Raw genomic sequence first — 23,327 nt, 5'->3', positions numbered from 1 at the left:
GGCGCCTCCTCAGCTGGTCGGGACGGTCTGGTCCAGCGCCGACGCACCCGCGGGGGCGATGATGACGTCCAGGCCGTGCGCTCCGGCCAGCCCGAGGCTGGTCCCGGGGGAGAGCACGATACGCATCTTCACACCTGCAGCCCCGCTCCGCCGGTGGGCGGCGCTCAGGGCCGAGACGCCGACCGAGCCGAGGTGCGTCACCTGCCGCAGGTCGACGACCATCGCGCCCACCTCACGCGCCTTGATCATGAGCTGGGTGACCGCCGCGGTGAGGTCGTGCGCGGTCGCGAGGTCGACCGGTCCCTCGACCCGGACGATGGGCACGTCGCCCGTCGTGTCGAAGGTGACGTCGAGACCCGGGCCCGTCCGCCCGGCGGGTGGCTCCGGCGCGCCGTCCGTGAGGCTCGCGAAGTAGAAGTCGTCGAGGCGCTGCCGCGTGTCCGAGCCGAGCCCGCCGCCGGACTCGACCGCGGCGACGAGCCGCTCTGCGAGGGTCAGGAGTCGGACGTTGCGCTGCTGCGATCCCCACCGCAGCAGCTCGAACGCCGCGTCGCCGTCGATCCCGTAGCCGAGCATGAAGGCACCCTTGGCCTGGTCGATCACGGCGTGCGAGCGCAGCGCCTGCGTCAGCTCCTCGTTGACCTGGTGCGCGACGGCGTCCCGCTGGGCGGCCGTGATGTCCACGAGGAAGCCGGACACGGTGCGGAGCGTGTCGTCGCCCGCGTCGCCCGCGCCGGTGAGCGTCACGGACCGTTCCGCGCCGAGCAGGTCGACCAGGCGGTACTGGCACCCGAACGGCCGGCCGTCGACGCCGCACTGCCCGAGGGTGTCCAGCACCCGGCCCCGGTCCTCGGGGTGGATGTGCCGCGACATGATCGCCAGGGTCGGCACGACCTCGCCCGGGGCCATGCCGTGGATCTGGAACATCCCGTCGGACCATCGCCAGCGGCCCGTGGACGCCGTGTACTGGAAGCGGCCGACCTGGGCGGGTCTGGGAGTGGTGGGGGTGGGCACGACGTCCTCCGCAGCGCCCCGGGGTCGGGGCGGGAGCTCTCCGTGGGCTCGTGGCTGAACCCGGTACCGCCGGGCGTGAATACCCGGCCTGATGGGACCCGCAGCGTATGTCAGGATCCGGTTCAGGGCCTGTCGAGGGCGTCAGTGCAGGCGCCGGCGCCAGTCGTCGGGGACGCGACCGGCCGGGCCCGGCACCGTCTGGTCGAAGGGCCGGTGCTCCGGGTCCGCGAGCGCCGGGCCCTGCGTGTAGTCGTCGGCCGCGTAGTCCCAGAACCAGTCCTCGCCGGGCTCGAACGTCCGCACCACGGGGTGGCCCGTCGCCCGGAAGTGCGCAGTCGCGTGCTGCGACGGTGAGGTGTCGCAGCAGCCCACGTGACCGCAGGTGGCGCAGCGGCGCAGGTGGAACCACCAGCCGTCGGTGGCGTCGCACTCGAGACACCCGGTCCCGCTCGGCGGAACGGTCGGGTCGATGGTGGTCTGCGTCATGGGGTGGGTCCTTCCGTCGGGGAGTAGGGCAGCCGGACGAGGAAGCGCGTGTCGCCCGGCACGGAGGTGACGGTCAGGTCGCCGTGGTGCTTGCCGACGACGATCCGCCACGAGATGTCGAGCCCGAGGCCGGTCCCGGAGCCGACGGGCTTGGTGGTGAAGAACGGCTCGAAGATCCGGTCGACGACGCCGTCCGGGATACCGGGGCCGGTGTCGGCGACCTCGACCTCGAGCCAGTCGTCGACGCGCCGGGTGGTGAGAGTCAGGATCCCGTCGCCGTCCATCGCCTGGGCCGCGTTGTCGATGAGGTTGGTCCACACCTGGTTGAGCTCGGCGCCGAACACGTGGATGGGGGGCAGGGTGCGGTCGTAGTCCTTGACCACGGTGATCCCGTCGCCCAGCTGCCGCTCGAGCATCGTGACGGTGCTGTCCAGGAGCTCGTGGATGTCGACGGTCTGGTCCGGTGCTCGCCCGATCTGCGAGTACTGCTTCGCGGCCCCGACGAGCGCCGAGATCCGGCCGGTCGCGTCCTCGACCTCGTTCATCAGGGACTCGGTCTCGAGCGTGTAGGAGAGCCACCGGACGGCGCCCTCGAGGATCTCCGGGCCCACGCACGACGCGACCATGTCGAGCCACTGCGTCCCCAGCCCGGCGGCGACGAAGCTGGGTGCGAGCTCCCAGCCGCCGGCGATGTCGTGGTCGTCCATCCACTCACCGAGAGAGTCCTCCAGGTCGGAGACCTCCAGCGCCGTCGGGACCACGTCGGACGCTCGCGTGCGTGCGAGTGCGGCGACGGCCTTCTCCTGCAGGTGGATGATCTGCGCGAGCTGCTCGCGGTCGTACGGCCCGGAGGCGATGATCGCGAGCTTGTGCCGCATCCCCGCGACGCGTTCGCGCAGGGTCGCCGTGGCTCGCGTCGCAGCGGCCGCCGGGTTGTTGAGCTCGTGCGTGAGGCCGGCCGACAGCGATCCCAGCGCGAGCAGCCGCTCGCGCTGACCGGTCGCGGCCTGCGAGCTCTGCTGGCCGAAGAACAGCCCTTCCAGCAGGTGCACGGCCATGGGGAACCAGTCGGTCATGAACGACGCGAAGTCGGCGGCGGCGAGCACGTAGTACCGGGACGGCTCCAGGACGCGCAGCGTCTGCGCGTACGTCTGCGGCACCCGGTCGCCCAGGTAGGCGCCCCAGGCGCCGGCGTACACGCCGACCTGGCCCGTGCGGGCGATCTCGACGTCGTCGGCGCCGACGCGGCGGTACATGGCCAGCGAGCCCGCGAGCATCACGTAGAAGTCCGTCGCCGGGTCGCCCTCGCGGTACAGCACCCCGGGCTCGACGTGCTCGACGTGCCCGTGCCCGCACAGCCAGAGCAGCTGCTCGTCGCTGAGGTGCTCGAACAGGAACAGGCTCCGCAGCTCGTGGATGTCGCACGCGAGGTGCGTGCGGGTGGTGGCGAGCGGTTCTTCGGTGGTGGTCACAGCTGCTCCAGGTAACGGTGGACGAGCATCACGGCCATGGCGCCCTCGCCCACGGCGGACGCCACACGCTTGGCGGACTCGGCGCGCACGTCGCCGGCCGCGAACACCCCGGGGACGCTCGTCTCCAGGTGGTACGGAGGTCGGTCGAGCGGCCACGAGTCGGGCACCTTGCCCTCGACCAGCAGGTCGTGACCGGCACACACGAACCCGTGGTCGTCGCGGGTCACGGTGCCGTCCAGCCACGTGGTCAGGGGTGCGGCCCCGATGAACACGAACAACCAGCCGGTGTCCACAGATTCCTGCTCGCCCGTGACGGTGTCCTGCAGCACGATCCGTTCGAGGTGGTCGTCCCCGACGGCCTCGACCACCTCGCTGTGGGTACGGACGCGGATGCGGTCGTTCTGCTCGACCTGCGCGATGAGGTATCGAGACATCGACTGGTCGAGCGACGCGGCGCGCACGACCAGGGTCACGCTCTTGGCGTGCCTGGACAGGTACATCGCGGCCTGCCCGGCGGAGTTGGCGCCCCCGACGACGTAGATGTCCTGGTCCTCGCACGCGCTCGCCTCGGTGAGCGCGGAGCCGTAGTACACCCCGCGTCCGGTCAGTGCACCGATCCCCGGTCCGGACAGCTCGCGGTACGCGACTCCGCTGGCGACGATCACGGTGTGGGCGTCGACCGTGCTGCCGTCGTCGAACCGCACCGACCGCGCGGCGCCGCGCACCTCCAGCGCCACGGCGTCGCGGGTCATGACGATCTCGGCGCCGAACTTCAGCGCCTGCCGACGAGCCCGTTCGGTCAGCTGCGCGCCGGAGACCCCGTCGGGGAAGCCGAGGTAGTTCTCGATGCGCGAGCTCTGCCCGGCCTGCCCGCCCGTGGCGGTCCGCTCGACCAGCGCCGTACGCAGACCCTCCGAGGCGCCGTACAGCGCAGCACTGAGCCCCGCCGGACCGCCGCCGATGACGACCAGGTCGTAGAAGCGTTCCGACGGGCTCACCGACAGGCCGACCTGCTCCGCCAGCTCACCGTCGCTGGGTGCGACGAGCACCTCGCCCTGCGTGGTGACCACGACGGGCAGGGTCGTGTCGTCGGCGTCGGCACCGGCGACGTCGAGCAGGACGCGGCCCTCCGGGCTGTCGCTGGCATACCAGCGATAGGGCACCTGGTTGCGGGCCAGGAACTCCCGCACCTCCGACGACCGCGCCGACCACCGGTGGCCGACGACCTTCGTCTCGTGGACCGCCTTCGGGGGGTGCGCCGTCCACGCCTCCAGCTGCGCGTCCAGCACCGGGTAGAACTTCTCCTCCGGGGGGTCCCACGGCTTGAGCAGGTAGTGGTCGAGGTCGACCACGTTCACGGCGTCGATCGCGACGTCCGTGTCGGCGTACGCGGTGAGCAGCACGCGACGGGCCTGCGGGTAGATGTCCATCGCCTGCTCGAGGAACTCGATGCCGGTCATCTCCGGCATCCGGTGGTCGGCCAGCAGCACGGCCACCTGGTCGCCGCGCAGCCGGAGCTCACGCAGCGCGTCCAGGGCGAGCGGACCCGAGTCGGCACGGACCACGCGGTACGCGTCGCCGTAGCGTCGGCGCAGGTCCCGGGCCACCGACCGGGACACCGCGGGGTCGTCGTCGACCGTCAGCAGGACCGGCTTGCGGGTGGAGGCGTCGTCCACGTCGTCCCCTCTCAGTCGCCCACGACGAGTGCAGACCCACCGGTGACCCGGACGAGCTCGTCGAACGTCGTCGGGAAGATCGTGTGCGGGGTCCCGCCGGCCGCCCAGACCTGCGGATAGTCGGCGAGCGCCACGTCCACCACGGTCTCGACCCGCTCGGGGTGCCCGAGGGGTGCCACGCCGCCGATCGCCTGGCCCGTGGCGGCCCTGACCTGCTCGGGCGTCGCGCGTCCGACATGAGTCCGCCCCAGCTGCCGTGCCAGCGCCACGGTGTCCACGCGGTGCCGCCCGCTGGTCAGCACCAGGAGCGGTCGGTCGTCGGCCCAGAAGATCAGGCTGTTCGCGATCGCACCGACCTCCGTGCCGAGCGCGGCCGCGGCCTCCGCCGCCGTCCGCGCGAAGTCCGGCAGCTCGACCACCTCGCCGAGCACGCCGGCGTCCGTGAGCGCGGCCGCGACCACCCGGGAGCGGGCAGGCAGGTGGGACAGGTCGGTCACGAGGGCTCCTTCGGGGTGCGGGGGAGGCGGCGGCGTGGCTGGAGGCGGATGTTGGGCAGCTCGGGTGCGGGGATGCGGGCTCCGTCGTGCCCGGCGACGACCCCGAAGCGGTCCGCCCGGGCGTCGGACTCCCAGTCGGCACGTGCCTGGGCGATGTCGGCGTGCGTGCGGCCGACGAAGTTCCACCACATCACGAGGTCGTGCGCGAACGGCGCTCCGCCGAGCAGGAGGAGCCGCGCACCGTCGAGGGACCGGACCCGGACGAAGTCACGTCCGTCACCGAGGTAGAGCAGCCCGCTCGTCGTGTGCTGCGTGCCGGCGACCTCCGCCGTCCCGCCGAGGAGCAGCACGGCGTGCTCGAAGCCGCGGACCATCGGGATCTCGATGTCGGCGTGCGCGTCCAGCACGACCTCCGCGCCGAGCATCGGCGTGTGCACGTGCGCCGGCGACCAGGTGCCGTCGAGGTCGCCGATGAACACCGTCGCCCGTGCCCGCGGCGCCTCCCAGACCGGCAGATCGCTGACCTGCTCGAACCCGGGAGCACTCGCGGCCACCCCGTCCGGCAGCGCCACCCACAGCTGGACCGCGTGCAGCAGCGGCTCGGCGCCGAGCGAGAACTCCGAGTGGGAGACGCCGTGCCCGGCGGTCATGAGGTTGAGCTGCCCGGGACGCACGACCGCCTCGGAGCCGACGCTGTCCCGGTGCAGGATCTCGCCGGCGACCGGCCAGGTCACCGTCTGCAGACCCGTGTGGGGGTGGGGCAGGACGCGCATGTCCACGTGCTGCGGTCCGAACTCGTCGAGGAAGCACCAGGCACCGACCAGCGGCAGCGCGCGCTGGGGGAGCGTCCGGCGCACACGCATCGCCCGCACACCGCCCAGCGGCACGTCCCGGGCCTCGTGCAGGTCGACCACGGGGCCGTGGGACGGGACGAGGTCGCACAGCTCCGGCACCGGCCGCACCTCGAGGTTCGTCATCGGGCCACTGTAAGAGCCGGACCTCACACCCCGCAGGGCTGGTGCGTCTGCACACTGTGATGGTGAAGGAACCCTTCGAGCGTGTGGTCGTCCAGCACGGCGCCACCGTCCTGCGCGTGTGCCGGGCGGTGGTCGGGCCGGTCGACGCCGACGACGCCTGGTCGGAGACGTTCCTCGCAGCCCTGCGCGCGTACCCGGACCTGCCGGCCGACGCGAACGTCGAGGCGTGGCTCGTGACCATCGCGCACCGCAAGGCGATCGACGTCGTGCGCCGTGCCGCCCGGCACGCCGTGCCCGTCGCCGACGTCCCCGACCGGGTGCTCCCGCCGCAGGGGCGCGACCTCGACCTGTGGGCGGCGCTCGCCGCGCTGCCCACCAAGCAGCGGCAGGTGGTCGCCTACCACCACCTCGGCGGGCTGCCCTACGACGACGTCGCCGCCCTCGTCGGCGGAACCGCTGCCGCGGCCCGCCGCGCCGCCTCGGACGGCGTCGCCACCCTGCGGCGGACCTATCCCACGCTCGACCAGGAGGAGTCATGACGTTCGCACCGGACATCGCCGACGATGACGTGGCGCGCCTGCACCGACAGCTCGCCGTCCGCGCTGCCGCCGAGGACCTGCTCGACGTCGCCTACCGGACGGTCGACAGCCCCGTCGGCCCGCTGCTCCTGGCACGCACCCCGGCCGGTCTGGTCCGGGTGGCGTTCGGTGTGCAGGACCACGACGCCGTGCTGACCGCGCTCGCCCAGCAGGTCAGCCCGCGGGTGCTGGAGGCGCCCGGGCAGCTGGACGACGTCGCCCGCGAGCTCGACGAGTACTTCACCGGCCGACGGACCACCTTCGACCTGCCGCTCGACCTGCAGCTGCTGCGCGGCTTCCGCCGTGACGTCGTCCTGCACCTGCCCGACATCGCGTACGGGCACACGGCCAGCTACGCACAGATGGCCGAGCTCGCGGGCAGCCCGCGTGCGGTCCGGGCGGTCGGTACCGCGTGCGCGCTCAACCCCTTGCCCGTCGTGCTGCCGTGCCACCGCGTGGTGCGCTCGGACGGCACGCCGGGGCAGTACGCGGGCGGCGCGTCGGCCAAGCTGACCCTCCTGGACCTCGAGACGCGTGTCGGGGTGGCGGCGTAACGTCGGGCAGCATGTGCCGGAACATCACCACGCTCCGAGGGCTCGAGCCGCCCGCCACCTCGGAGGAGATCGAGGCCGCCGCGCGGCAGTACGTCCGCAAGGTGACGGGGGTGCAGTCCCTCAGCGACGCCACGCGTGAGCCGTTCGAGGACGCCGTCCGGCAGATCGCGGAGATCACCGCGCGCCTCCTCGACGACCTCCCCGCGCGCCGGCAGCCGCCGACGACCGTCCCGCCGCTGCGTCGCGCGGACGTCCAGGCCCGGATCGCGGCCCGCGAGGCGCACGAGCGGGCGCACGAGCTCGGTCTGCCCCACGAGCACGAGGACGACCACGAGCACGAGCATGAGCCCGCGAGGGTCTAGAGCGGCCAGCGCACCAGCCGGGGGATGCCCTCGGGCGCGACAGCAGCGAGCGCGAGGAAGCGGGCTTCCGCACGGTGCAGCCGGATGTGCTCGTCGAGGGACCACGTGGGTCCGTTCGTCAGGTCCATGCCGCACGCGCACGCGATGCTGACGCGACCGTCGGCGGTCGTCGTCACCTGACCGACGGTCGTGTGCTCGGTCGCCGCGCGGACCTTGGCGTGGCGCATCTCCGCGCTGACGGCTTCGACGGGGTCGCTCATGCCCCCATCGTGCCGCACCATGATCAGCGTTCGGACCCGACCTGCTCGTCGTCCACCAGGTGCTCGAGCTCGAACGACTCGTCCCACTCGGCGCCGCCGAGGCTCGGCATCATCGCGCGCAGCCGCGGCTGCCAGCCGTCGATGCGGTCGGGGAAGCAGCGCTCCAGCAGGTCGAGCATCGTCGCGACGGCCGTCGAGGCACCCGGCGAGGCGCCCAGCAGACCGGCGATGGTGCCGTCCGCCGCGGTCACCAGCTCGGTGCCGAACTCCAGCACGCCGCCCTGGGCCTTGTCCTTCTTGATCACCTGGACGCGCTGGCCGGCGGTGACGAGCTCCCAGTCGCGCGGGTGCGCGGCGGGCATGAATGCCCGCAGCGTGCGCAGTCGGTCGGTGTCCGTCGCGGTGACCTCCCCGACGAGGTACTTGACCAGGTCCAGGTTCCGCACGCCGACGGCGAGCATCGGGACGAGGTTGCCGGGGCGGATCGACCGGATCAGGTCGGTCCAGGAGCCGTGCTTGAGGAACTTCATGCTCCAGCCCGCGTACGGGCCGAACAGCAGTGCGGTGCCACCGTCGACGACGCGGGTGTCGAGGTGCGGCACGGACATCGGGGGAGCGCCGATGTCGGCCTTCCCGTAGACCTTGGCCTGGTGCTGGGCGACGATCTGCGGGTTCGTGGTCTTGAGGAACTGGCCGCTGATCGGGAACCCGCCGAAGCCCTTGGCCTCGGGGATGCCGGAGCTCTGCAGCAGCGGGAGGGCGCCACCGCCGGCGCCGACGAACACGAAGCGCGCACGGACCGTGCGGCTGCGCACGTGCCCGTTCCAGCGGCGGTCGGCCACCCGCAGCGACCAGGTGCCGTCCCTCTTCTGGCGGAGCTTCGTGATCTCGCTCTCGAGGTGCAGCCGCGCTCCGCGGTCGACGGCGTCGCCGATCATCGCGCGGGTCAGGCGGCCGAAGTCGACGTCCGTGCCGGCGGCGGCGCGCGTCGCGGCGACCACCTCGTCGGGGTCGCGGTCGTCGACGAGCAGGGGAGCCCACTGCGCGATCTGCGCGGGGTCGGTGCTGAACTCCAGGTCGGAGAACAGGGGGTGCTTGCGCAGCGTCTCGTAGCGGCGGCGCAGGTAGTCGGCGTTCTCCGCGCCGCGCACGAACGTCATGTGCGGGGTGGTCGACAGGAAGCCGTCGCCCCCCGGGAGGCGGTCGTGCGTGGCCAGGTGGTGCCAGAGCTCGCGCGACAGCTCGAACTGCTCGTTGATCGTGACGGCCTTGGCGATGTCGATCGAGCCGTCGGGCCGCTGCGGGGTGTAGTTCAGCTCGCAGAGGGCCGCGTGACCGGTGCCTGCGTTGTTCCAGGCGTTCGAGCTCTCCTGCGCCAGCTCGGCGCGGCGCTCGTGGATCTCGACGGTCCACGTGGGCTCGAGAGTGGTGATCAGCGCGGCGAGGGTCGCGCTCATGATCCCGCCCCCGACGAGGACGACGTCGACAGTCTCTTCGCGTTCTGGCACGAGATCGATCGTATGTTGACGTCGAGATACCTCCAGTCCTGGGACGTGTGACGTTGCGCACGCTCACCGGTCTCGCACCAGGGTAGAAAGGCCCGACCTGCCGCGGGGTCGGTGTGGCAGGTCGGGCCGGAGCGGGGAGGGCGGCGGGTCCGTGTCACACGCCGCCCACCCCGCAGCTCATCCGTTGGTGCAGGTCGTGCCGTTCAGCGTGAAGGCCGTCGGCTTGGTGTTGGTCCCGGTGTGGGACCCGTTGAAGCCGAGCTCCACGCTGCCACCGGCCGCGATGGTCCCGTTCCACGCGGCGTTGGTCACGGTGACCGCCGAGCCCGTCTGCGTGAACGCACCCGACCAGAAGTTGGTCACCTGCTGGCCCGCGGGGAACGTGAAGCCGAGCGACCAGCCGTTGATCGTCGACGAGCTCCCGTTGGTGATCTTCAGCCACGCGGTGAAGCCCGTGTTCCAGTCCGACGTCGTGTACTTCACCGTGCACGCCCCCGGCTGGACCGTCGGGGTCGGGGTCGGGGTCGGGGTGGGTGTGGGCGTCGGCGTGGTGGTGACCGTCGGGGTGGGCGTGGGCGTCGGCGTCGTGGTGACCGTCGGCGTCGGGGTCGGCGAGGTCGTGGGGTCGGTCCCCGTGAGGTTGCCGACGATCACGCCGCGTCCGTTGGTGCCGACATAGACCCGTCCGTAGACGTCGGGGTCGCCGATCACGACCGAACCCGTCCAGCCCCACTGGTGCTCGTCGTCGTTGAGCCGGACCCAGGTGGCCCCGGCGTCGATCGACCGGAAGATGCCGCGGACCCCGTTGATCTTCGACGACGTGTAGATGGCCGGGTAGGTCGCGCCCGGTGCCGCCTTGCCGAAGCCGATCGCGTCACCCTGGTCGACCGCGGCGATCTTGGTGAACGTCGCGCCCGAGTTCGTCGAGTGCCACATGCCGTAGGTCGCGTTCGTCGTCCCTCCGGTGAGCCAGATGTCGCCCTCACGGCCGGGCACCGCGGCGAACCGCACGTTCCCGGTCGTGGGCAGACCCGTGGCCGACGAGGCCGTGAACGTGGCGCCGCCATCGGTCGAGGTGGAGAACGTGCCGCCGGAGAACGCGTAGAACTTCAGCGGGTTGACCCGGTCCGCCTCGACGCGTGCGCCGGTGGCCGCTCCGGTGGACTTCGTCCAGCTCGAGCCGAGCGTCGACGACGTGTGCACGCCGGCGCCGTCCGCGCTCCAGACGATCCTGCTGCCGTCGGCGCTCATGGCCACGGTGCCGCCGCCGGTCACGCCGGACGGCTCCTGGCCGGCCCACCAGGAGCTGCCGCTCGAGGTGGAGACGCTGATGTGCGAGGTGCCGGCGTCGCCGGAGCCGACGCGGACCATCGTGGCCGGGGTCTTCTCCGCGAAGTCGGTGCCGTTGACCGAGCCCATGAACGGGGCGGTGGCCGAGTACGCGGACGGCGCCTTGGTGATGTCGGTGTGCACGAAGCCGCCGATGTCACCGAGCCCGGAGACCAGCTGGACCGATCCCGGGGGAGCGGCCAGGTCGAGCACGGCCGTCTCCTCGAGGCCCTGCGCCTTGACGCCGATGGCCACCTTGCCGCCGGTGTCCCACGCGGTGAGGTTGGAGCCGCCGTAGATCGTGGCGCCCGTGCCGTACAGGAAGGAGCTGGAGTCGAACGGGTCGATCTCGAAGGACTCCGTCATCCAGCCGAGCTTCGGGCTGGGCTCCGGCGGGGCCGGCTGCTTGCCGAACGTCAGCCAGCCGGAGCCGGAGATGTCGAGCGTGTACCGCAGCGTGCGGTCGGGGTAGCCGTTCCAGTCCCAGATCCGCGACCACGTGGCACCGCGGTCGGTGGACCGGAAGACCTGGATGTCCGGGAACCAGGAGATCTGGGTGACCGCCATGATCGTGTCGGGGTCCGAGCGGTCGATGGTCAGCCCGCTGTACCCGAAGTAGTTGTCGGTGCTGGACGACGGGACGGGACTGATCTGCGTCCAGACACCCGTCGCCGCGTCGAGCCGCCAGAGGTCGCCGTGACCGCCGTCGTACGGGCCGCCCGTGTCGCTCGTCGCGATGTAGAGCTGCTTGCCGACGGCGTCGAACACGCCCTTGTGGGCGATGTACCCGGTGGGCTGACCGGCGATCCGCGTCCACGTGACGCCCGCGTCGGTCGACCTGTAGACCGTGTTCTCCTTGTCGGCCACGCCGACGTAGATCGTCTTGGTCGGCGAGCCCTTGGTGCCGCTGGTCGGGTCGAACGTGACCCACACGACGCCCTGGTTGGTGGTGAGGTACCCGTTAGGGTCGCTGGGGTCCTGCGCGTAGTTGCCCACGTTGGTGAAGCTCGAGACCTTGCCCCAGGTGACGCCGGAGTCGGTGCTCCGCCACAGGCCGTTGCCGCCCTCGGTGCCGAAGTACAGGACGCGGTTGTCGTTGGGGTCCACCTGCAGGCGTTCACCCATGCCGCGGCCGGGCATGTTGCCGCCGACCTTGAACGGCAGGTTCGTCTTCGACCACGTGGCACCGCGGTCGGACGAGCGCAGGATCGCGCCGTTGTTCGGGTCCCAGCTGTTCGTGTAGGTGCCGACGGCGGCGAACACCTTGTTCGGGTTCACCGGGTCGGTGGCCAGGGACAGGACGCCGCTGTGGCTCCAGTCGTCCCAGCCGACGTGGTCGAGAAGAGGGATCCAGCGCTTGGTGGTCTGGTCGAGGCGGTACGCGCCGCCGATGTCGGTGCGGGCGTAGACAAGGCCCTTCTCCGACTGGTTGTAGATGATGCCGGGGACGAACCCGCCGCCGACGATCTCGACGTTGCCCCACGAGTAGGGGGAGTCGGCGGCGTGGGCGGGCTCCTGGCCGGCGATGGCGACGAGTGCACCGGCGACCAGGGCTCCGGCGGCGGCGAGCGCCGCGAGCCGGGCTGGTGCGCGGAGAACGAGCGAGGGGGCGGACATCCGCGGCACTCCTTCGTGATGGCGGTGAGGGCTCCCGGCGGCGATGTCGGGATTCCCGAGGGATCGACGCTCAGCGACGACCGCCGCGACCGTATCGAAGCGCTTCGAAGGTGCAGCAGGGCACTAATCGTTTAGCCCGCCGAGTGACCCCGCAGAGGTCCAGGACGGGACGCCACCGACCAGGGGGTGGTCTGCGCGTGCACCGGGGCACCGCGAGCGGTAGAACCGGACCATGAGCCGCGACCGCGACCTGACGTCCGACCCGTCCGCCGAGCACCTCGCCGACCCCGAGCGTGCACAGGCCGAGCTCGACGCCGCCGACGCGCGGTCCGGGGGCAACCCCGACCACGCCCCGCGTTCGCTGCACGCCGTCGAGCTGGAGGCCGACGACGAGGCCATCGCCAGCAGCGACGACTGGGACGACCCCGAGCGTCTCTAGGAGAGGTTGAGGCCCTCTGCGCGGACGTCGCGCAGCAGCTCCTGGCCGTCGGCTCCCTGCAGGACGGGGATGCCGTCCCGCCGCTGGGCGGCCTGCTGCTCGGCCCGCACCGAGTCGACCGTCGGTACGGGCACGCCGTGCGCGAGCACGTGCTCGCCGAAGGTCAGCTGCCGGATGAGGATCGCCCGGACGTGGTCGCCGAACCGCTGCGCGGCGCCGGCGTAGATCTGCGGGTCGCGCTGCCCGTCGTCGCCGACGAGGATCCACTGGACGTCCGGCAGCTCGTGGAAGAGCCTGCGCAGCTGCGTCACCTTGTGGGTCCGACCGCTGCGGAACCAGCCGCTGTTGGTGGGACCCCAGTCCGTGAGCAGCAAGGGCCCCGCCGGGTACCGGTGTCGGCGCAGGAACCGGGCGATCGTCGGAGCGGCGTTCCAGGCTCCCGTCGACAGGTAGACCACCGGCACGTCCTGGTCGCGCGAGCGGAGCTCGGCGTACAGCCGCGCCATCCCCGGCACCGCCTCTCGTGCGTTCTCGTGGCGCATGAACACGTTCCACGCGGCGACGAACGGGCGGGGCAGGCGGGTAACCATCACGGTGTCGTCGATGTCGCTGACGATCCCGTACCGGACGTCCGGTCCGATCACGTGCACCGGGGCGGTGGCGGTGAACCCGTCGCTCGTCGTGAGCCGGACGTCGTGCCACCCGGGTGCCAGGTCGGACTCGAGGATCGTGTCGACGTACCCGCCGCGGTCGGTGACGACGGTGTGCGTCCGGTCGCCGACCTGGACCTCGAGCTCCGCACCCGACACCTGGGCCGTCGCGAAGCTGCGCCAGCCACGGACGGCGGACGCCGATCGTGCGCCGGCCTGCGCGCTGCTGCCCGCGCCGGGCAGCTCGTCGTCGCGCACCTGTGGCGCGGCCAGCAGCGTCCGGGCGAGCACCCGGACCCATCCCGTCCCGCCGTACCCGGCGTACGGCTCGATCCGCACGGTCCACCCACGGCGACGCAGCTGGTGCGCCACCGCACGGTCGAACCCGTTCTCGAGGCGCGCAGCGAGATGCGTGCGCGGGACGGACGACGCGGGGTTGGCGGACGCAGCCGACGGCCCGCCGGGGCGGGCCGTACGAAGCACCGGTCCGCCGCCGGACGAGCCGACGACGGGCCGGGCGCTGGGGGATGCCGTCACGCGTTGTCCTTCGCGGACGCCTTCCGCGCGGCGGCCTTCTCGGTCTGGGCGTTGCCGGTGGTGAGCACGCCGCCGGCGGACTCCAGGTGAGCGCGGACGAACCAGTGGAACAGCTCGAGCTCGTGCAGGTGCCCGACCAGCAGGTCGTTGGTGACGTCGTCGATCTCCTCGACGTCCTTCGCAGCCTGGCGGTGATCCTCGATCACGCCGATGTAGACGACGTCGAGCGCGCCCAGGTGGGCGATCGCGCTGTCCCGTCCGATGGAGTAGTCCTCCCACGTGCGGTTCTTCACCAGCTCGCCGGGGGTCCCGACGGGGGCGACGCCGAGCGTCGCGATGCGCTCGGCAATCGCGTCGACCATGAGGCGCACCGCATCGACCTGCGGGTCGAGCATCTCGTGGACGGCGATGAAGTGCGGCCCGACGACGTTCCAGTGGATGTGCTTGAGCGTCAGCGCCAGGTCGTTCAGCGCGTCCAGCCGCTGCTGGAGCACGGTGGCGACGTCGGCACCCTGCTGGAGGGTGAGGGACGGGACGGTGTACTTCGGCAGCACCATGGAAGGCTCCTTCTCGTGTTCGTGCGGGTGGATCCCGGCTGGTCACCACGCTGCCCCACCAGCGGCGGTGCCGCCATCGGAACGCGTCAGGCGAACGGGTCGCCGCGGTCCGCCAGGCGTGCCGCCACCTCGTCGGGGGTCAGCTGCTGCAACCCCGGCCCGACCTCGTCCCACCATCGCGGTGCGGCGACGTGCGGGACGTCCCGACCCCGGAGCGAGTACGGCGTGATGGTCGTCTTGGCGGGGTGGTTCTGCGACCAGTCGATGAGGACCTTCCCGCCGCGGAGGTCCTTCTTCATGATCGCGACCACCTGGCCGGGGTGCGACGCGGCGATCTCGTAGGCCACGTCCCGGGCGTACTGCCGGATCTCCATCACCGTCTGGTTCCCGGGGAGCGGCGCGTACAGCTGCATGCCCTTGCTCCCGGAGGTGACGGGCACGGTGGTGTCGAGGCCGTCCTCGCGCAGCCGGTCCGCGACGAGGTGGGCCACGGCCGCGCACTCCTTCAGCCCGGCCGGTGCGCCCGGGTCCAGGTCCACCACCAGCCGGTCGGGCGTGTGGATCTTGCCGCGCGGACCGACGCGCCACTGCGGGGTGTGCAGCTCGAGCGCCCCCTGGTTCGCCGCCCACACGAGCCCGGCGAGGTCGTCGAGGAACGGCAGCTCCAGCTCGGCGCCCTCGTCCTCCGCGCCGGGCGCCGCGCGCAGCTCCTGCCGCCGGACCCAGTCCGGGGCGCCGCGCGGCGTGTTCTTCTCGAAGAACTTCTCGCCTGCCACGCCGTCGGGCCATCGGATCCGGGTCACGGGCCTGTCGCGCAGCTGGGGGAGCAGCGCGGGGGCCACCTGCACGAGATAGTTCATGACCTCGGCCTTGGTCATCCCGGTCGACGGGTACATGACCTTCTCCAGGTGGCTGACCCGGACCTGACGCCCCTCGACGTCGACCATCTGGCGTTCTGGTGTCACGGCTGCTCCCACGGGTCGGCGTCGGTGTCGGTGCGGACGGCACGCACCACCGGCTGGCGCAGCCGACCGGTCGGGTTGCGGGCGAGGTACAGCGTGTCGACGACGACGGTCGGCTCGCACCAGCGGGTACCGCGGGCGTCGACGGCCGGGACCTCGTCGTCGAAGGGGGAGTCGGTTCGCGGTACCAGCAGCTTCAGCAGGTCGGTGGCGCGTCGTCCGGTCAGCCCGCTGCCGGCCCGGCCGAGGTAGCGCAGGGCGCCGTCGGCGTCGCGCGCGCCGAACAGGACCGCACCCATCCGGCCCGAGCCGTTCGTCTCCTCGCGCCACCCGCCGACGAGCGCCGCACGCGTGCGGCGGTGCGGGGCCTTGACCCAGTCGGGTGAACGTCGGCCGGCGACGTACGGCGACGACCGGCGCTTGGCGACGACGCCCTCGAGCCCGAGCTGCTTGGTGACCTCCCACAGCTCCTGCCCGTCCGGGTACACGGGGGAGAGCTCGACCCGGTCGGGGAGCTCGAGCCGGCTCAGCGTGTCGCGGCGCTCGTCGTAGGTGCTGCGCATGAGGTCGACGCCGTACAACCGGAGCACGTCGAACACCAGGAACGTCACCGGGCGCTGGGCCGCGAGTGCCTCGGCACGGCGAGGATCACGCACGTGCATGCGCTCCGCGAGGGCGGTGAACGACGGGATCCCGTCCGCCATCAGCACGATCTCCCCGTCGAGCACCGCGCCCTGGACCGCCTCCAGCCCGCGCAGCTCGGGGTACGCCGCGGTGATCTCCCGCTCGTTGCGGCTCCACAGTCGCAGCCGGCCCGAGGTGGTGTCCGCGAGCGCGCGCACACCGTCCCACTTGACCTCGTACGCCCACTCCGGCCCGCGCGGAAGCTCCGTCGGACCGGTCGCAGGGGTGGCGAGCATGGGCTCCACGGGTCCATCCTGCCCATAGGAGGCCGCGCAGGCGCGGCTTGGTATCAACACGCCCAGCAGCCATCACTGGAGGACACGGCCATGCGAGCGATCTGGAAGGGCGCGGTCGCCTTCGGGCTGGTCAACGTCCCGGTGCGGTTGTACTCGGCGACCGGGGAGCACGAGGTCACGCTGCACCAGGTGCACAAGGAGGACGGCGGGCGCATCCGGTACCGCAAGTTCTGCAGCATCGACGGCGAGCCGGTCGAGATGTCGGACATCGCCAAGGGCTACGAGACGGACGACGGCGAGCTCGTGGTGCTCACCGACGAGGACTTCCGGTCGCTGCCGCTGTCCACCGAGCGCGAGATCGAGGTGCTCGAGTTCGTGCCGGTGGACCAGGTGGACCCGATCCTGCTGCAGAAGACGTACTACCTGGAGCCCGAGAAGACCGCCGCGAAGCCGTATGCGCTGCTGAGGGGGGCGCTCGAGCAGGCGGACCGGGTGGCCGTCGTGAAGGTCGCGCTGCGCCAGCGCGAGTCGATGGCGATCCTGCGCGTGCGGGACAACGTCATCGTCATGCAGACGCTGCTCTGGCCCGACGAGGTGCGCGCGGCGGACTTCCCGGTGCTCGACGAGGACGTCTCGGTGCGCCCGCAGGAGCTCGCGATGGCCGCGTCGCTGGTGGACTCGCTGGCGGCGGACTTCGACCCGTCGCAGTACGAGGACCGGTACGCGGGCGCCCTGGAGCAGCTCATCGAGGCCAAGGTGTCGTCGGGCAGCACCCGCGCGGTCCCGGTGCCGGTCGGCGAGGAGGGTGCCGGCGACGGCGGGGGAGACGTGGTCGACCTGCTGGCGGCCCTGCAGCGCAGCGTCGAGAAGGCGCGTGGTGCCCGCGGTGAGGCACCCGAGCCCGACGCGGAGGAGAAGCCGAAGGCCAAGGCGAAGCCGAAGAAGAAGGCCGACGAGGACGAGCCGACCCCGCGCAAGACGCGTCGTAAGGCGTCGTGAGCGGCTCGTCCGCCGACCGGCAGGCCGAGGCTGTCGCGGCCCTGCGCCGCATCGCCTTCCTGCTGGAGCGCGCCCAGGCGAGCCCGTACCGGAGCGAGGCGTTCCGCGGTGCGGCGCGCAGCATCGAGCGGCAGGCTCCGGACCGTCTGGCCGCGTTGGCCGCCTCGGGGTCGCTGGCCGACCTGCCGGCAGTCGGGGCGCGCACGGCGGACGTGGTCGCCCACGTGCTGCGGGGCAAGCCCGTCGAGTACCTCGACGAGCTTGAGCGCGAGCACACGACCTCGCTCGACCCGAAGGCCGCCGCGCTGCGGGAGCGGCTCCGCGGTGACCTGCACTCGCACACCGAGGCGTCCGACGGGAAGACGCCGATCCAGGAGATGGTCCTCGCGGCTCTGGAGCTGGGGCACGAGTACCTCGCGATCACGGACCACTCGCCGCGGCTCACGGTGGCCAACGGCCTGTCCGCGTCGCGGCTGCGCGCCCAGCTGGACCAGGTCAGGGCGCTGAACAGCGCCGTCGGCCCGTTCCGGGTGCTCACCGGGATCGAGGTCGACATCCTCGACGACGGTGGGCTCGACCAGGACCCCGACCTGCTGGACCAGCTCGACGTCGTGGTCGCGTCTGTCCACTCGAAGCTCCGCATGGAGTCGGGGCCGATGACCCGCCGGATGATCGCCGCGGTGAGCAATCCCCGCACGGACGTCCTCGGGCACTGCACGGGCCGGCAGATCAAGGGCAAGAGCCGCCCCCAGAGCGAGTTCGACGCGCGTGCGGTGTTCGACGCCTGCGCGGAGCACGGTGTCGCCGTGGAGATCAACTGCCGCCCGGACCGCCTCGACCCGCCGCACGAGCTGCTCGCGATCGCCATCGACGCCGGCTGCGACTTCTCCATCGACACCGACGCCCACGCACCCGGCCAGCTGGACTGGCTCGGAGCAGGTTGCGCCCGGGCCGTGCAGCACGACCTGGACCCCGCGCGCGTGATCACGACGTGGCCGGTGGAGGACCTCCTGGCGCGAACGCACAGGTGACGCGACACGCCCGATGCACGGATTCCTGCGGTTGTCGGGTTAGTGTCAGCCGATCGTCCCCGTTGCTCGCGGTACTGCTGCGCGCCCCGGGGAACGGCCCGGTAGTGGGCCTGCATGTCCGAGTGAACACAGAGGAGCACATCCAGTGAGCGTGAACCGCACCGAGCTCGTCCAGGCCGTCGCGGCCAAGACCGGCCTCACCAACACCGACGCGGACAAGGCCCTCAAGGCCTTCCAGGAGGTCCTCGTCGAGAACCTCGCCGCCGGCGAGGCCGTCACGATCCCCGGCTTCCTGGCCGTGGCCCGCGCCGAGCGTGGTGCTCGCACCGGCATCAACCCCCAGACGGGCGAGAAGCTGGAGATCCCCGCGGGCTACCGCGTGAAGCTCACCGCCGGCAGCGCCCTCAAGCGCGCCGTCCAGGGCTGACCTCAGCACCCTCGACCGGGCCCTCGATCCTCCGGGATCGGGGGCCCGGTCGCGTTATAGTGGGAACCAGTCTCAGGAAGGACGGTCGGCGCGATGGTCGTGGTCCCACGTCAGACGCGGCAGCGCGCCGAGATCCTCGACCTCCTCGAGGACGTCGACGAGTTTCGCAGCGCCCAGCAGCTCCACGAGATGCTCCGGGCCCGCGGGTCGAGCGTCGGTCTGGCCACCGTGTACCGCGCGGTGCAGAGCCTGTCCGAGCACGGTGATGTCGACGTCCTGCGCACGGAGGACGGCGAGTCGGTGTACCGCCGCTGCGAGCAGCGCAGCCACCACCACCACCTGGTCTGCCGGTCGTGCGGCCGGACGGTCGAGATCGAGGCCGGCCAGGCCGAGGCGTGGGCTGCACAGGTCGGCGCCGCGCACGGCTTCGACGACGTCGACCACACCATCGAGCTCGTCGGCACCTGCGCCACCTGCCGGGCGGTCGCCGCGTCCTGACGGAGCGTCAGTCGCGCGCGCGTCGGGCGATGAGCCGGGGGACCAGCCACCACGACACGAACAGCAGCACCAGCGACGCGATCCCCACGGCGCGGCCCGCGTCGCGCGACAGGACCACGTCGAAGATCAGCATCGCGCTGCCGGCCATGACGAGGGCGAGCACCACGAGACCAGCGCGCGCGAACCTGCCACCGGCGGTGACCAGCTCGGGCTTGAGCCGCTGGCCGAAGAGGATGCGGTGCAGGCTCACGGGCGCGACGAACAGCGCGGTCGCCAGCACCGCGAGGACCACGAGCACCAGGTAGAGGTCCTTCTGGAAGGCGTCGAGGTCCGCGAACCGCTGCTGGAACGGGATGGTGAGCAGGAAGCCGGTGAGGATCTGGGTGCCGGTCTGCGTGACGCGCAGCTCCTGCAGCAGCTCGTTCCAGTTGCGGTCGGCGCGCTCGTTGTGGGTCTCGTCCCGGCCGTCGTCCGGGTTGGCGTCGTGCTTGTGCACGGTGGTCCTCCTCGTGGTCTGCACGGATCATGCCGCACCCGCCCGTCGTGTGCAGAGGGACGGTGCTCGTCGGGGAGACTGGTCCTGTGACCCGACTGCACGATGCCGACCGCCGCGACTTCGCTTCCGACAACTACGCGGGGGTGCACCCCGAGGTGCTCGCCGCGATCGCCGAGGCCAACGGTGGCCACCAGACCGCGTACGGCGAGGACGTCTACACGTCCCGGCTGCACGAGGTGGTCGTCCAGCACTTCGGTGACCAGGCCACGGTGTTCCCGGTGTTCAACGGCACCGGCGCCAACGTGCTGTCGCTGCAGTCCGTCCTGCCGCGGTGGGGCGCAGTCGTCTGTGCGGAGACCGCGCACATCCACACGGACGAGAACGGGGCCCCGGAGCGGATGGGCGGCATCAAGCTGCTGACCGTGCCGACGCCCGACGGCAAGCTGACCCCGGAGCTCGTCGCGACGCAGGCGTGGGGGTTCGGCGACGAGCACCGCGCCCAGCCGGGCGTCGTGTCGATCACCCAGTCGACCGAGCTGGGCACGCTGTACACGCCCGACGAGGTGCGCGCGCTGGCCGACCAGGCGCACGAGCACGGCCTCCGGCTCCACCTCGACGGCGCGCGGATCTCCAACGCGGCCGCGAGCCTCGGCGTGCCGCTGCGCGACTTCACCACCGACGCCGGCGTCGACCTCCTCTCGCTCGGCGGCACCAAGAACGGCCTGCTGTACGGGGAGGCCGTCGTCGTGCTCGACCCCACGGCGGACGGCGGTCTGACCTACCTGCGCAAGATGGACATGCAGCTCGCCTCGAAGATGCGCTTCGTCTCCGCGCAGCTCGTCGCGCTGTACGAGGGGGACCTGTGGCTGCGGTCCGCGCGGCACGCCAACGCGATGGCCGCCCGGCTGCGAGCCGGCATCGAGGACCTGCCGGGCGTCCAGGTGACGCGGCCGACGCAGGCCAACGGCATCTTCGTGATCTTTCCGCCGGGCGTCGCGGACGTCCTGCGCCGACGGTGGCGGTTCTACGACTGGATCGTGGAGACCGGTGAGGTCCGGCTGATGTGCTCGTTCGACACCACGGACGACGACATCGACGAGCTCGTCGCCGCGGTCACGGACGCCGTGAGCTGACGCGCGGGGGTCCTGCTGCGGACCCCCGCGCGCCACGCCGTCACTTCACCGTGCAGGCCGCGCCGTTGATCGTGAACGAGGTCGGCGCCGTGTTGGTGCCGATGTGCGTGCCGTTGAACCCGATCTCGGTGCTGGCACCGGGTGCCAGGGTCGAGTTCCACGCCACGCCCGTCGCGGTGACTGCGGATCCCGTCTGCGACCAGGTGGCGCTCCAGCCCTGCGTCACCTTCTGACCGTTCGCGTACGTGAAGGCCAGCGTCCATCCCGCTAACGGGCTGGTTCCCGTGTTGGTGATCTTCACGGAGCCCGTGAAGCCCGTGCTCCAGCTGTTCGCGGTGTAGGTGACCGCGCACGAGCCGGTGGACACCTCCGGAGCGGTGTACGCGGTCAGCGCCGTCGACGCTGCGGACCGGTTGCCGGCGACGTCCTTGGCGACGACCGTGAACACGTACGACGTCCCTGCGGCCAGACCCGTGGCCGTGTAGCTGGGCGTCGTGCTGCTCCCGACCAGCGTGCCGGCGCGGTACACGTCGTAGCCGGCCACGCCCGAGCCGCCCGAGCTGTCGGTCGACGCGTTCCAGCGCAGCGGGATCGACGTCGTCGTCCCTGTACCGGCCTCGAGTCCTGTCGGGACGCTCGGTGCGACGGTGTCGCTCCCGGTGACGACGGCCGTCCGAGCGGTGACGGCCGTGGATGCTGCCGACACGTTGCCGGCCACGTCCTTGGCGCGCACCGAGAACGAGTACGCGGTGTCGGGCGACAGCCCGGTCACGGTCAGGCTCGTCGACGTCGTGTTCCCGACGAGCGTCGTGCCCTGGTACACCTGGTAGCCGGCGACGCCGGAACCGCTGTCGGTCGACGCCGACCAGCTGAGCGGGATGCTCGTGGTCGACGGCGTCCCGGCGGAGAGGTTGGCCGGCGTCGTCGGGGCTGTGGTGTCACCGGTCTGCCCGCCGACGTCCGACACGGACTTGCCCGTGGTGCTGCCGGTGCCGCCCAGGGGCACCTGGTGGTCGAGGCCGACGAACTTGCCGCCGTCCTGCCACAGCGACGGCTTGAGCAGGGCGTACTTGGGCTCGTCCCACGTGGTCCAGTCGTAGTTGAGCAGGCCGCCGGTGTCCCCGGAGTTCGGGTTCAGCACCCAGAACGTGTGGCTCAGGCGGCGGTCGACGATGAGGTCGCGGATGGCGACCATCCACTTCTCGTTGCGGCCGCCGTCCATGAAGCCGCCCCACTCGCCGATGAGCAGCGGCGAGATGTTCTCCTTGTGCAGGTACAGCCAGTTCGGGTCCCACACGTCGCGCTCGAGCGTCGTCCGGTCCCAGGTGCCCTGGAACCACTTCTGCTCGAACACGAGCGGTCCGTAGTCGTGCGGGGAGTAGACGAGCTGGTCCTGGTTCGACCCCAGGTTGATCGGGAAGTCCCGCACGCCTCGCAGGTTCCCGCCCCACCAGGTGCCGTAGTAGTCCGTCAGGCCGGTCGACGTCCACGGGACTCCCGGCTTCGGGTAGACCTCGATGCCCTCGACGAAGATCAGCCAGTTCGGGTTGATGGCCAGGATCTTGCGGCCGGCCGTCTCGGCGAAGTGCTTGAAGTTGTCCTTGTCCGTCGACCCGTCCCACTTGGCGCGCTCGGTGGAGCCCTGCGTCCCGTGCGGCTCGTTCTTGACGTCCGCGCCGACGATCGTGTCGTTGTTCTTGTACCGCTCGGCCACCCACTCCCAGCCGGCGTAGACGTCATCCGTGGTGATGGAGCCTTTCCACCACACGGGGTACACGTGGCCCGCGTTGTCGGCCTCCGCGCTGTGCACGTCGAGGAAGACCTTGATGCCGTACTTCTCGCAGAGGGTCAGCCAGTAGTCGAAGATCTGGAGGCTGTTCTTCCCCTCGAGCTCGGGGTTGGCGTACGTGTTGACGTTCGGCTTCAGGAACGTCCCCGCCTTCCACTCGAGCAGCAGCTGCGTGGAGATCGGCACGCGGACGGTGTTGATGCCGCGGTCGGCCATGCTCTTGGTCAGCGTCGTGATGTTGGCGGACCAGAGGCCGTGGAAGACGCGCTCGCTCGCGTTGAACCCGAACCAGTTGGTCCCCGTCAGCCAGACCTCCTTCCCGGACTCGTCGACGATCTTGTTGCCGGACACGTGCAGCCAGTCGTCACCCGCAGCGGCGTTGGCCGGGACGGCTCCGATCACCAGGGGCGCGGCCAGGGCGGCTGTCGCGGCGACGCTCGTCGCCAGTATGCGTAGGCGGTGGGTGGGGGACACGGTTCTCCTCGGTGCTGAATGGTTTCGGGATGGCCCGGCATGCAGAGCGGGGGCCCTCCGCTGGAGGACCCCCGCTCGTCATGCG

24 protein-coding genes are annotated in these 23,327 nt (G+C 71.6%); 9 read left to right on the top strand and 15 right to left on the bottom strand.

Annotated features, from left to right (window positions below):
- Positions 1-9: 9 nt before the first annotated feature.
- From J2X26_RS14475 to J2X26_RS14450, 6 genes are all read right to left on the bottom strand, one after another.
- Positions 10-1,014: an ANTAR domain-containing protein gene (locus J2X26_RS14475; RefSeq protein ID WP_307493337.1), complete on the bottom strand. Its 1,005-nt coding sequence runs from the start codon at positions 1,012-1,014 to the stop codon at positions 10-12.
- A 141-nt stretch (positions 1,015-1,155) separates the two neighbouring features.
- Entirely contained in the window at positions 1,156-1,500 is a 345-nt protein-coding gene (locus J2X26_RS14470; RefSeq protein WP_307493336.1) for a UBP-type zinc finger domain-containing protein, read from the bottom strand.
- Positions 1,497-2,972, bottom strand: a complete 1,476-nt coding sequence (locus J2X26_RS14465; protein WP_307493334.1) for an ATP-binding protein — start codon at positions 2,970-2,972, stop codon at positions 1,497-1,499. Before J2X26_RS14465 ends, J2X26_RS14470 begins: the two co-directional genes overlap by 4 nt.
- The gene (locus J2X26_RS14460; protein WP_307493332.1) at positions 2,969-4,648 is read right to left on the bottom strand and encodes an FAD-dependent oxidoreductase; all 1,680 of its coding nucleotides are present in this window, start codon (positions 4,646-4,648) and stop codon (positions 2,969-2,971) included. Before J2X26_RS14460 ends, J2X26_RS14465 begins: the two co-directional genes overlap by 4 nt.
- Positions 4,649-4,659: 11 nt before the next feature.
- Positions 4,660-5,136, bottom strand: coding sequence for a YbaK/EbsC family protein (locus J2X26_RS14455; protein ID WP_307493751.1), 477 nt, complete (start codon positions 5,134-5,136; stop codon positions 4,660-4,662).
- Positions 5,137-5,141: 5 nt separating this feature from the next.
- Entirely contained in the window at positions 5,142-6,122 is a 981-nt protein-coding gene (locus tag J2X26_RS14450) for a pirin family protein (RefSeq protein WP_307493330.1), read from the bottom strand.
- A gap of 62 nt (positions 6,123-6,184) precedes the next feature.
- Here J2X26_RS14450 and J2X26_RS14445 point away from each other — a divergent pair, with 62 nt between their 5' ends.
- Genes J2X26_RS14445 through J2X26_RS14435 form a run of 3 tightly spaced genes read left to right on the top strand, consistent with a single transcriptional unit; the run spans position 6,185 to position 7,616 of the window.
- Entirely contained in the window at positions 6,185-6,661 is a 477-nt protein-coding gene (locus tag J2X26_RS14445; protein ID WP_307493328.1) for an RNA polymerase sigma factor, read from the top strand.
- A complete protein-coding gene (locus J2X26_RS14440) occupies positions 6,658-7,254 on the top strand; it encodes a methylated-DNA--[protein]-cysteine S-methyltransferase (RefSeq protein WP_307493326.1) in 597 nt (198 codons plus the stop codon). Before J2X26_RS14445 ends, J2X26_RS14440 begins: the two co-directional genes overlap by 4 nt.
- Before the next feature lie 11 nt (positions 7,255-7,265).
- A complete protein-coding gene (locus J2X26_RS14435) occupies positions 7,266-7,616 on the top strand; it encodes a DUF2277 domain-containing protein (RefSeq protein ID WP_307493324.1) in 351 nt (116 codons plus the stop codon).
- Here J2X26_RS14435 and J2X26_RS14430 read toward each other — a convergent pair.
- The 3 genes from J2X26_RS14430 to J2X26_RS14420 form a co-directional block, all read right to left on the bottom strand.
- Positions 7,613-7,876 carry a hypothetical protein gene (locus J2X26_RS14430; RefSeq protein WP_307493322.1) on the bottom strand — a complete coding sequence of 88 codons (264 nt, stop codon included), beginning with the start codon at positions 7,874-7,876 and terminating at the stop codon, positions 7,613-7,615. The genes J2X26_RS14435 and J2X26_RS14430 overlap by 4 nt on opposite strands.
- 23 nt (positions 7,877-7,899) lie before the next feature.
- Complete coding sequence (gene mqo / locus J2X26_RS14425) at positions 7,900-9,384, bottom strand: malate dehydrogenase (quinone) (protein WP_307493320.1); 1,485 nt, start codon at positions 9,382-9,384, stop codon at positions 7,900-7,902.
- Positions 9,385-9,561: 177 nt separating this feature from the next.
- The gene (locus J2X26_RS14420) at positions 9,562-12,330 is read right to left on the bottom strand and encodes a cellulose binding domain-containing protein (protein ID WP_307493318.1); all 2,769 of its coding nucleotides are present in this window, start codon (positions 12,328-12,330) and stop codon (positions 9,562-9,564) included.
- A 232-nt stretch (positions 12,331-12,562) separates the two neighbouring features.
- On the opposite strand from J2X26_RS14420, the gene J2X26_RS14415 reads away from it, so the two are divergent.
- Positions 12,563-12,769, top strand: coding sequence for a hypothetical protein (locus J2X26_RS14415; RefSeq protein WP_055914627.1), 207 nt, complete (start codon positions 12,563-12,565; stop codon positions 12,767-12,769).
- Here J2X26_RS14415 and J2X26_RS14410 read toward each other — a convergent pair.
- The 4 genes from J2X26_RS14410 to ligD (J2X26_RS14395) all read right to left on the bottom strand — a co-directional run bounded on the left by J2X26_RS14410 (position 12,766) and on the right by ligD (J2X26_RS14395) (position 16,395).
- Positions 12,766-13,956 (bottom strand): App1 family protein, encoded by a 1,191-nt coding sequence (locus J2X26_RS14410; RefSeq protein WP_307493315.1) that lies wholly within the window; start codon positions 13,954-13,956, stop codon positions 12,766-12,768. The genes J2X26_RS14415 and J2X26_RS14410 overlap by 4 nt on opposite strands.
- On the bottom strand, positions 13,953-14,513 hold the full coding sequence (locus tag J2X26_RS14405; RefSeq protein WP_307493313.1) for a Dps family protein: 561 nt from the start codon (positions 14,511-14,513) through the stop codon (positions 13,953-13,955). The genes J2X26_RS14410 and J2X26_RS14405 overlap by 4 nt, the downstream gene beginning before the upstream one ends.
- Positions 14,514-14,599: 86 nt before the next feature.
- A complete protein-coding gene (gene ligD, locus J2X26_RS14400) occupies positions 14,600-15,478 on the bottom strand; it encodes a non-homologous end-joining DNA ligase (RefSeq protein ID WP_307493311.1) in 879 nt (292 codons plus the stop codon).
- Positions 15,475-16,395: a non-homologous end-joining DNA ligase gene (gene ligD / locus J2X26_RS14395; protein WP_307493750.1), complete on the bottom strand. Its 921-nt coding sequence runs from the start codon at positions 16,393-16,395 to the stop codon at positions 15,475-15,477. Before ligD (J2X26_RS14395) ends, ligD (J2X26_RS14400) begins: the two co-directional genes overlap by 4 nt.
- 90 nt (positions 16,396-16,485) lie before the next feature.
- Between ligD (J2X26_RS14395) and J2X26_RS14390 the strand changes: the two genes are divergently transcribed.
- From J2X26_RS14390 to J2X26_RS14375, 4 genes are all read left to right on the top strand, one after another.
- Positions 16,486-17,394 carry a non-homologous end joining protein Ku gene (locus J2X26_RS14390; protein WP_307493310.1) on the top strand — a complete coding sequence of 303 codons (909 nt, stop codon included), beginning with the start codon at positions 16,486-16,488 and terminating at the stop codon, positions 17,392-17,394.
- Positions 17,391-18,425 (top strand): PHP domain-containing protein, encoded by a 1,035-nt coding sequence (locus J2X26_RS14385; RefSeq protein ID WP_307493309.1) that lies wholly within the window; start codon positions 17,391-17,393, stop codon positions 18,423-18,425. Before J2X26_RS14390 ends, J2X26_RS14385 begins: the two co-directional genes overlap by 4 nt.
- 145 nt (positions 18,426-18,570) lie before the next feature.
- A complete protein-coding gene (locus J2X26_RS14380; RefSeq protein ID WP_055914607.1) occupies positions 18,571-18,852 on the top strand; it encodes an HU family DNA-binding protein in 282 nt (93 codons plus the stop codon).
- A gap of 93 nt (positions 18,853-18,945) precedes the next feature.
- Complete coding sequence (locus J2X26_RS14375) at positions 18,946-19,350, top strand: Fur family transcriptional regulator (RefSeq protein WP_307493306.1); 405 nt, start codon at positions 18,946-18,948, stop codon at positions 19,348-19,350.
- Positions 19,351-19,357: 7 nt separating this feature from the next.
- Here the strand turns inward: J2X26_RS14375 and J2X26_RS14370 are convergent, their stop codons facing one another.
- On the bottom strand, positions 19,358-19,846 hold the full coding sequence (locus tag J2X26_RS14370) for a DUF6328 family protein (protein WP_307493305.1): 489 nt from the start codon (positions 19,844-19,846) through the stop codon (positions 19,358-19,360).
- A gap of 29 nt (positions 19,847-19,875) precedes the next feature.
- Between J2X26_RS14370 and J2X26_RS14365 the strand changes: the two genes are divergently transcribed.
- Complete coding sequence (locus tag J2X26_RS14365) at positions 19,876-20,979, top strand: threonine aldolase family protein (RefSeq protein ID WP_439897860.1); 1,104 nt, start codon at positions 19,876-19,878, stop codon at positions 20,977-20,979.
- 40 nt (positions 20,980-21,019) lie between these two features.
- Here J2X26_RS14365 and J2X26_RS14360 read toward each other — a convergent pair whose 3' ends face one another.
- Positions 21,020-23,242: a cellulase family glycosylhydrolase gene (locus tag J2X26_RS14360; RefSeq protein ID WP_307493301.1), complete on the bottom strand. Its 2,223-nt coding sequence runs from the start codon at positions 23,240-23,242 to the stop codon at positions 21,020-21,022.
- Positions 23,243-23,327 lie beyond the last annotated feature (85 nt).

This window comes from Cellulomonas humilata, from assembly GCF_030814415.1.
Taxonomy (GTDB): Bacteria; Actinomycetota; Actinomycetes; order Actinomycetales; family Cellulomonadaceae; genus Cellulomonas; species Cellulomonas humilata_A.
Note: the sequence above shows the minus strand (reverse complement) of the source record. Positions and strands in the feature narration are given on the sequence as shown.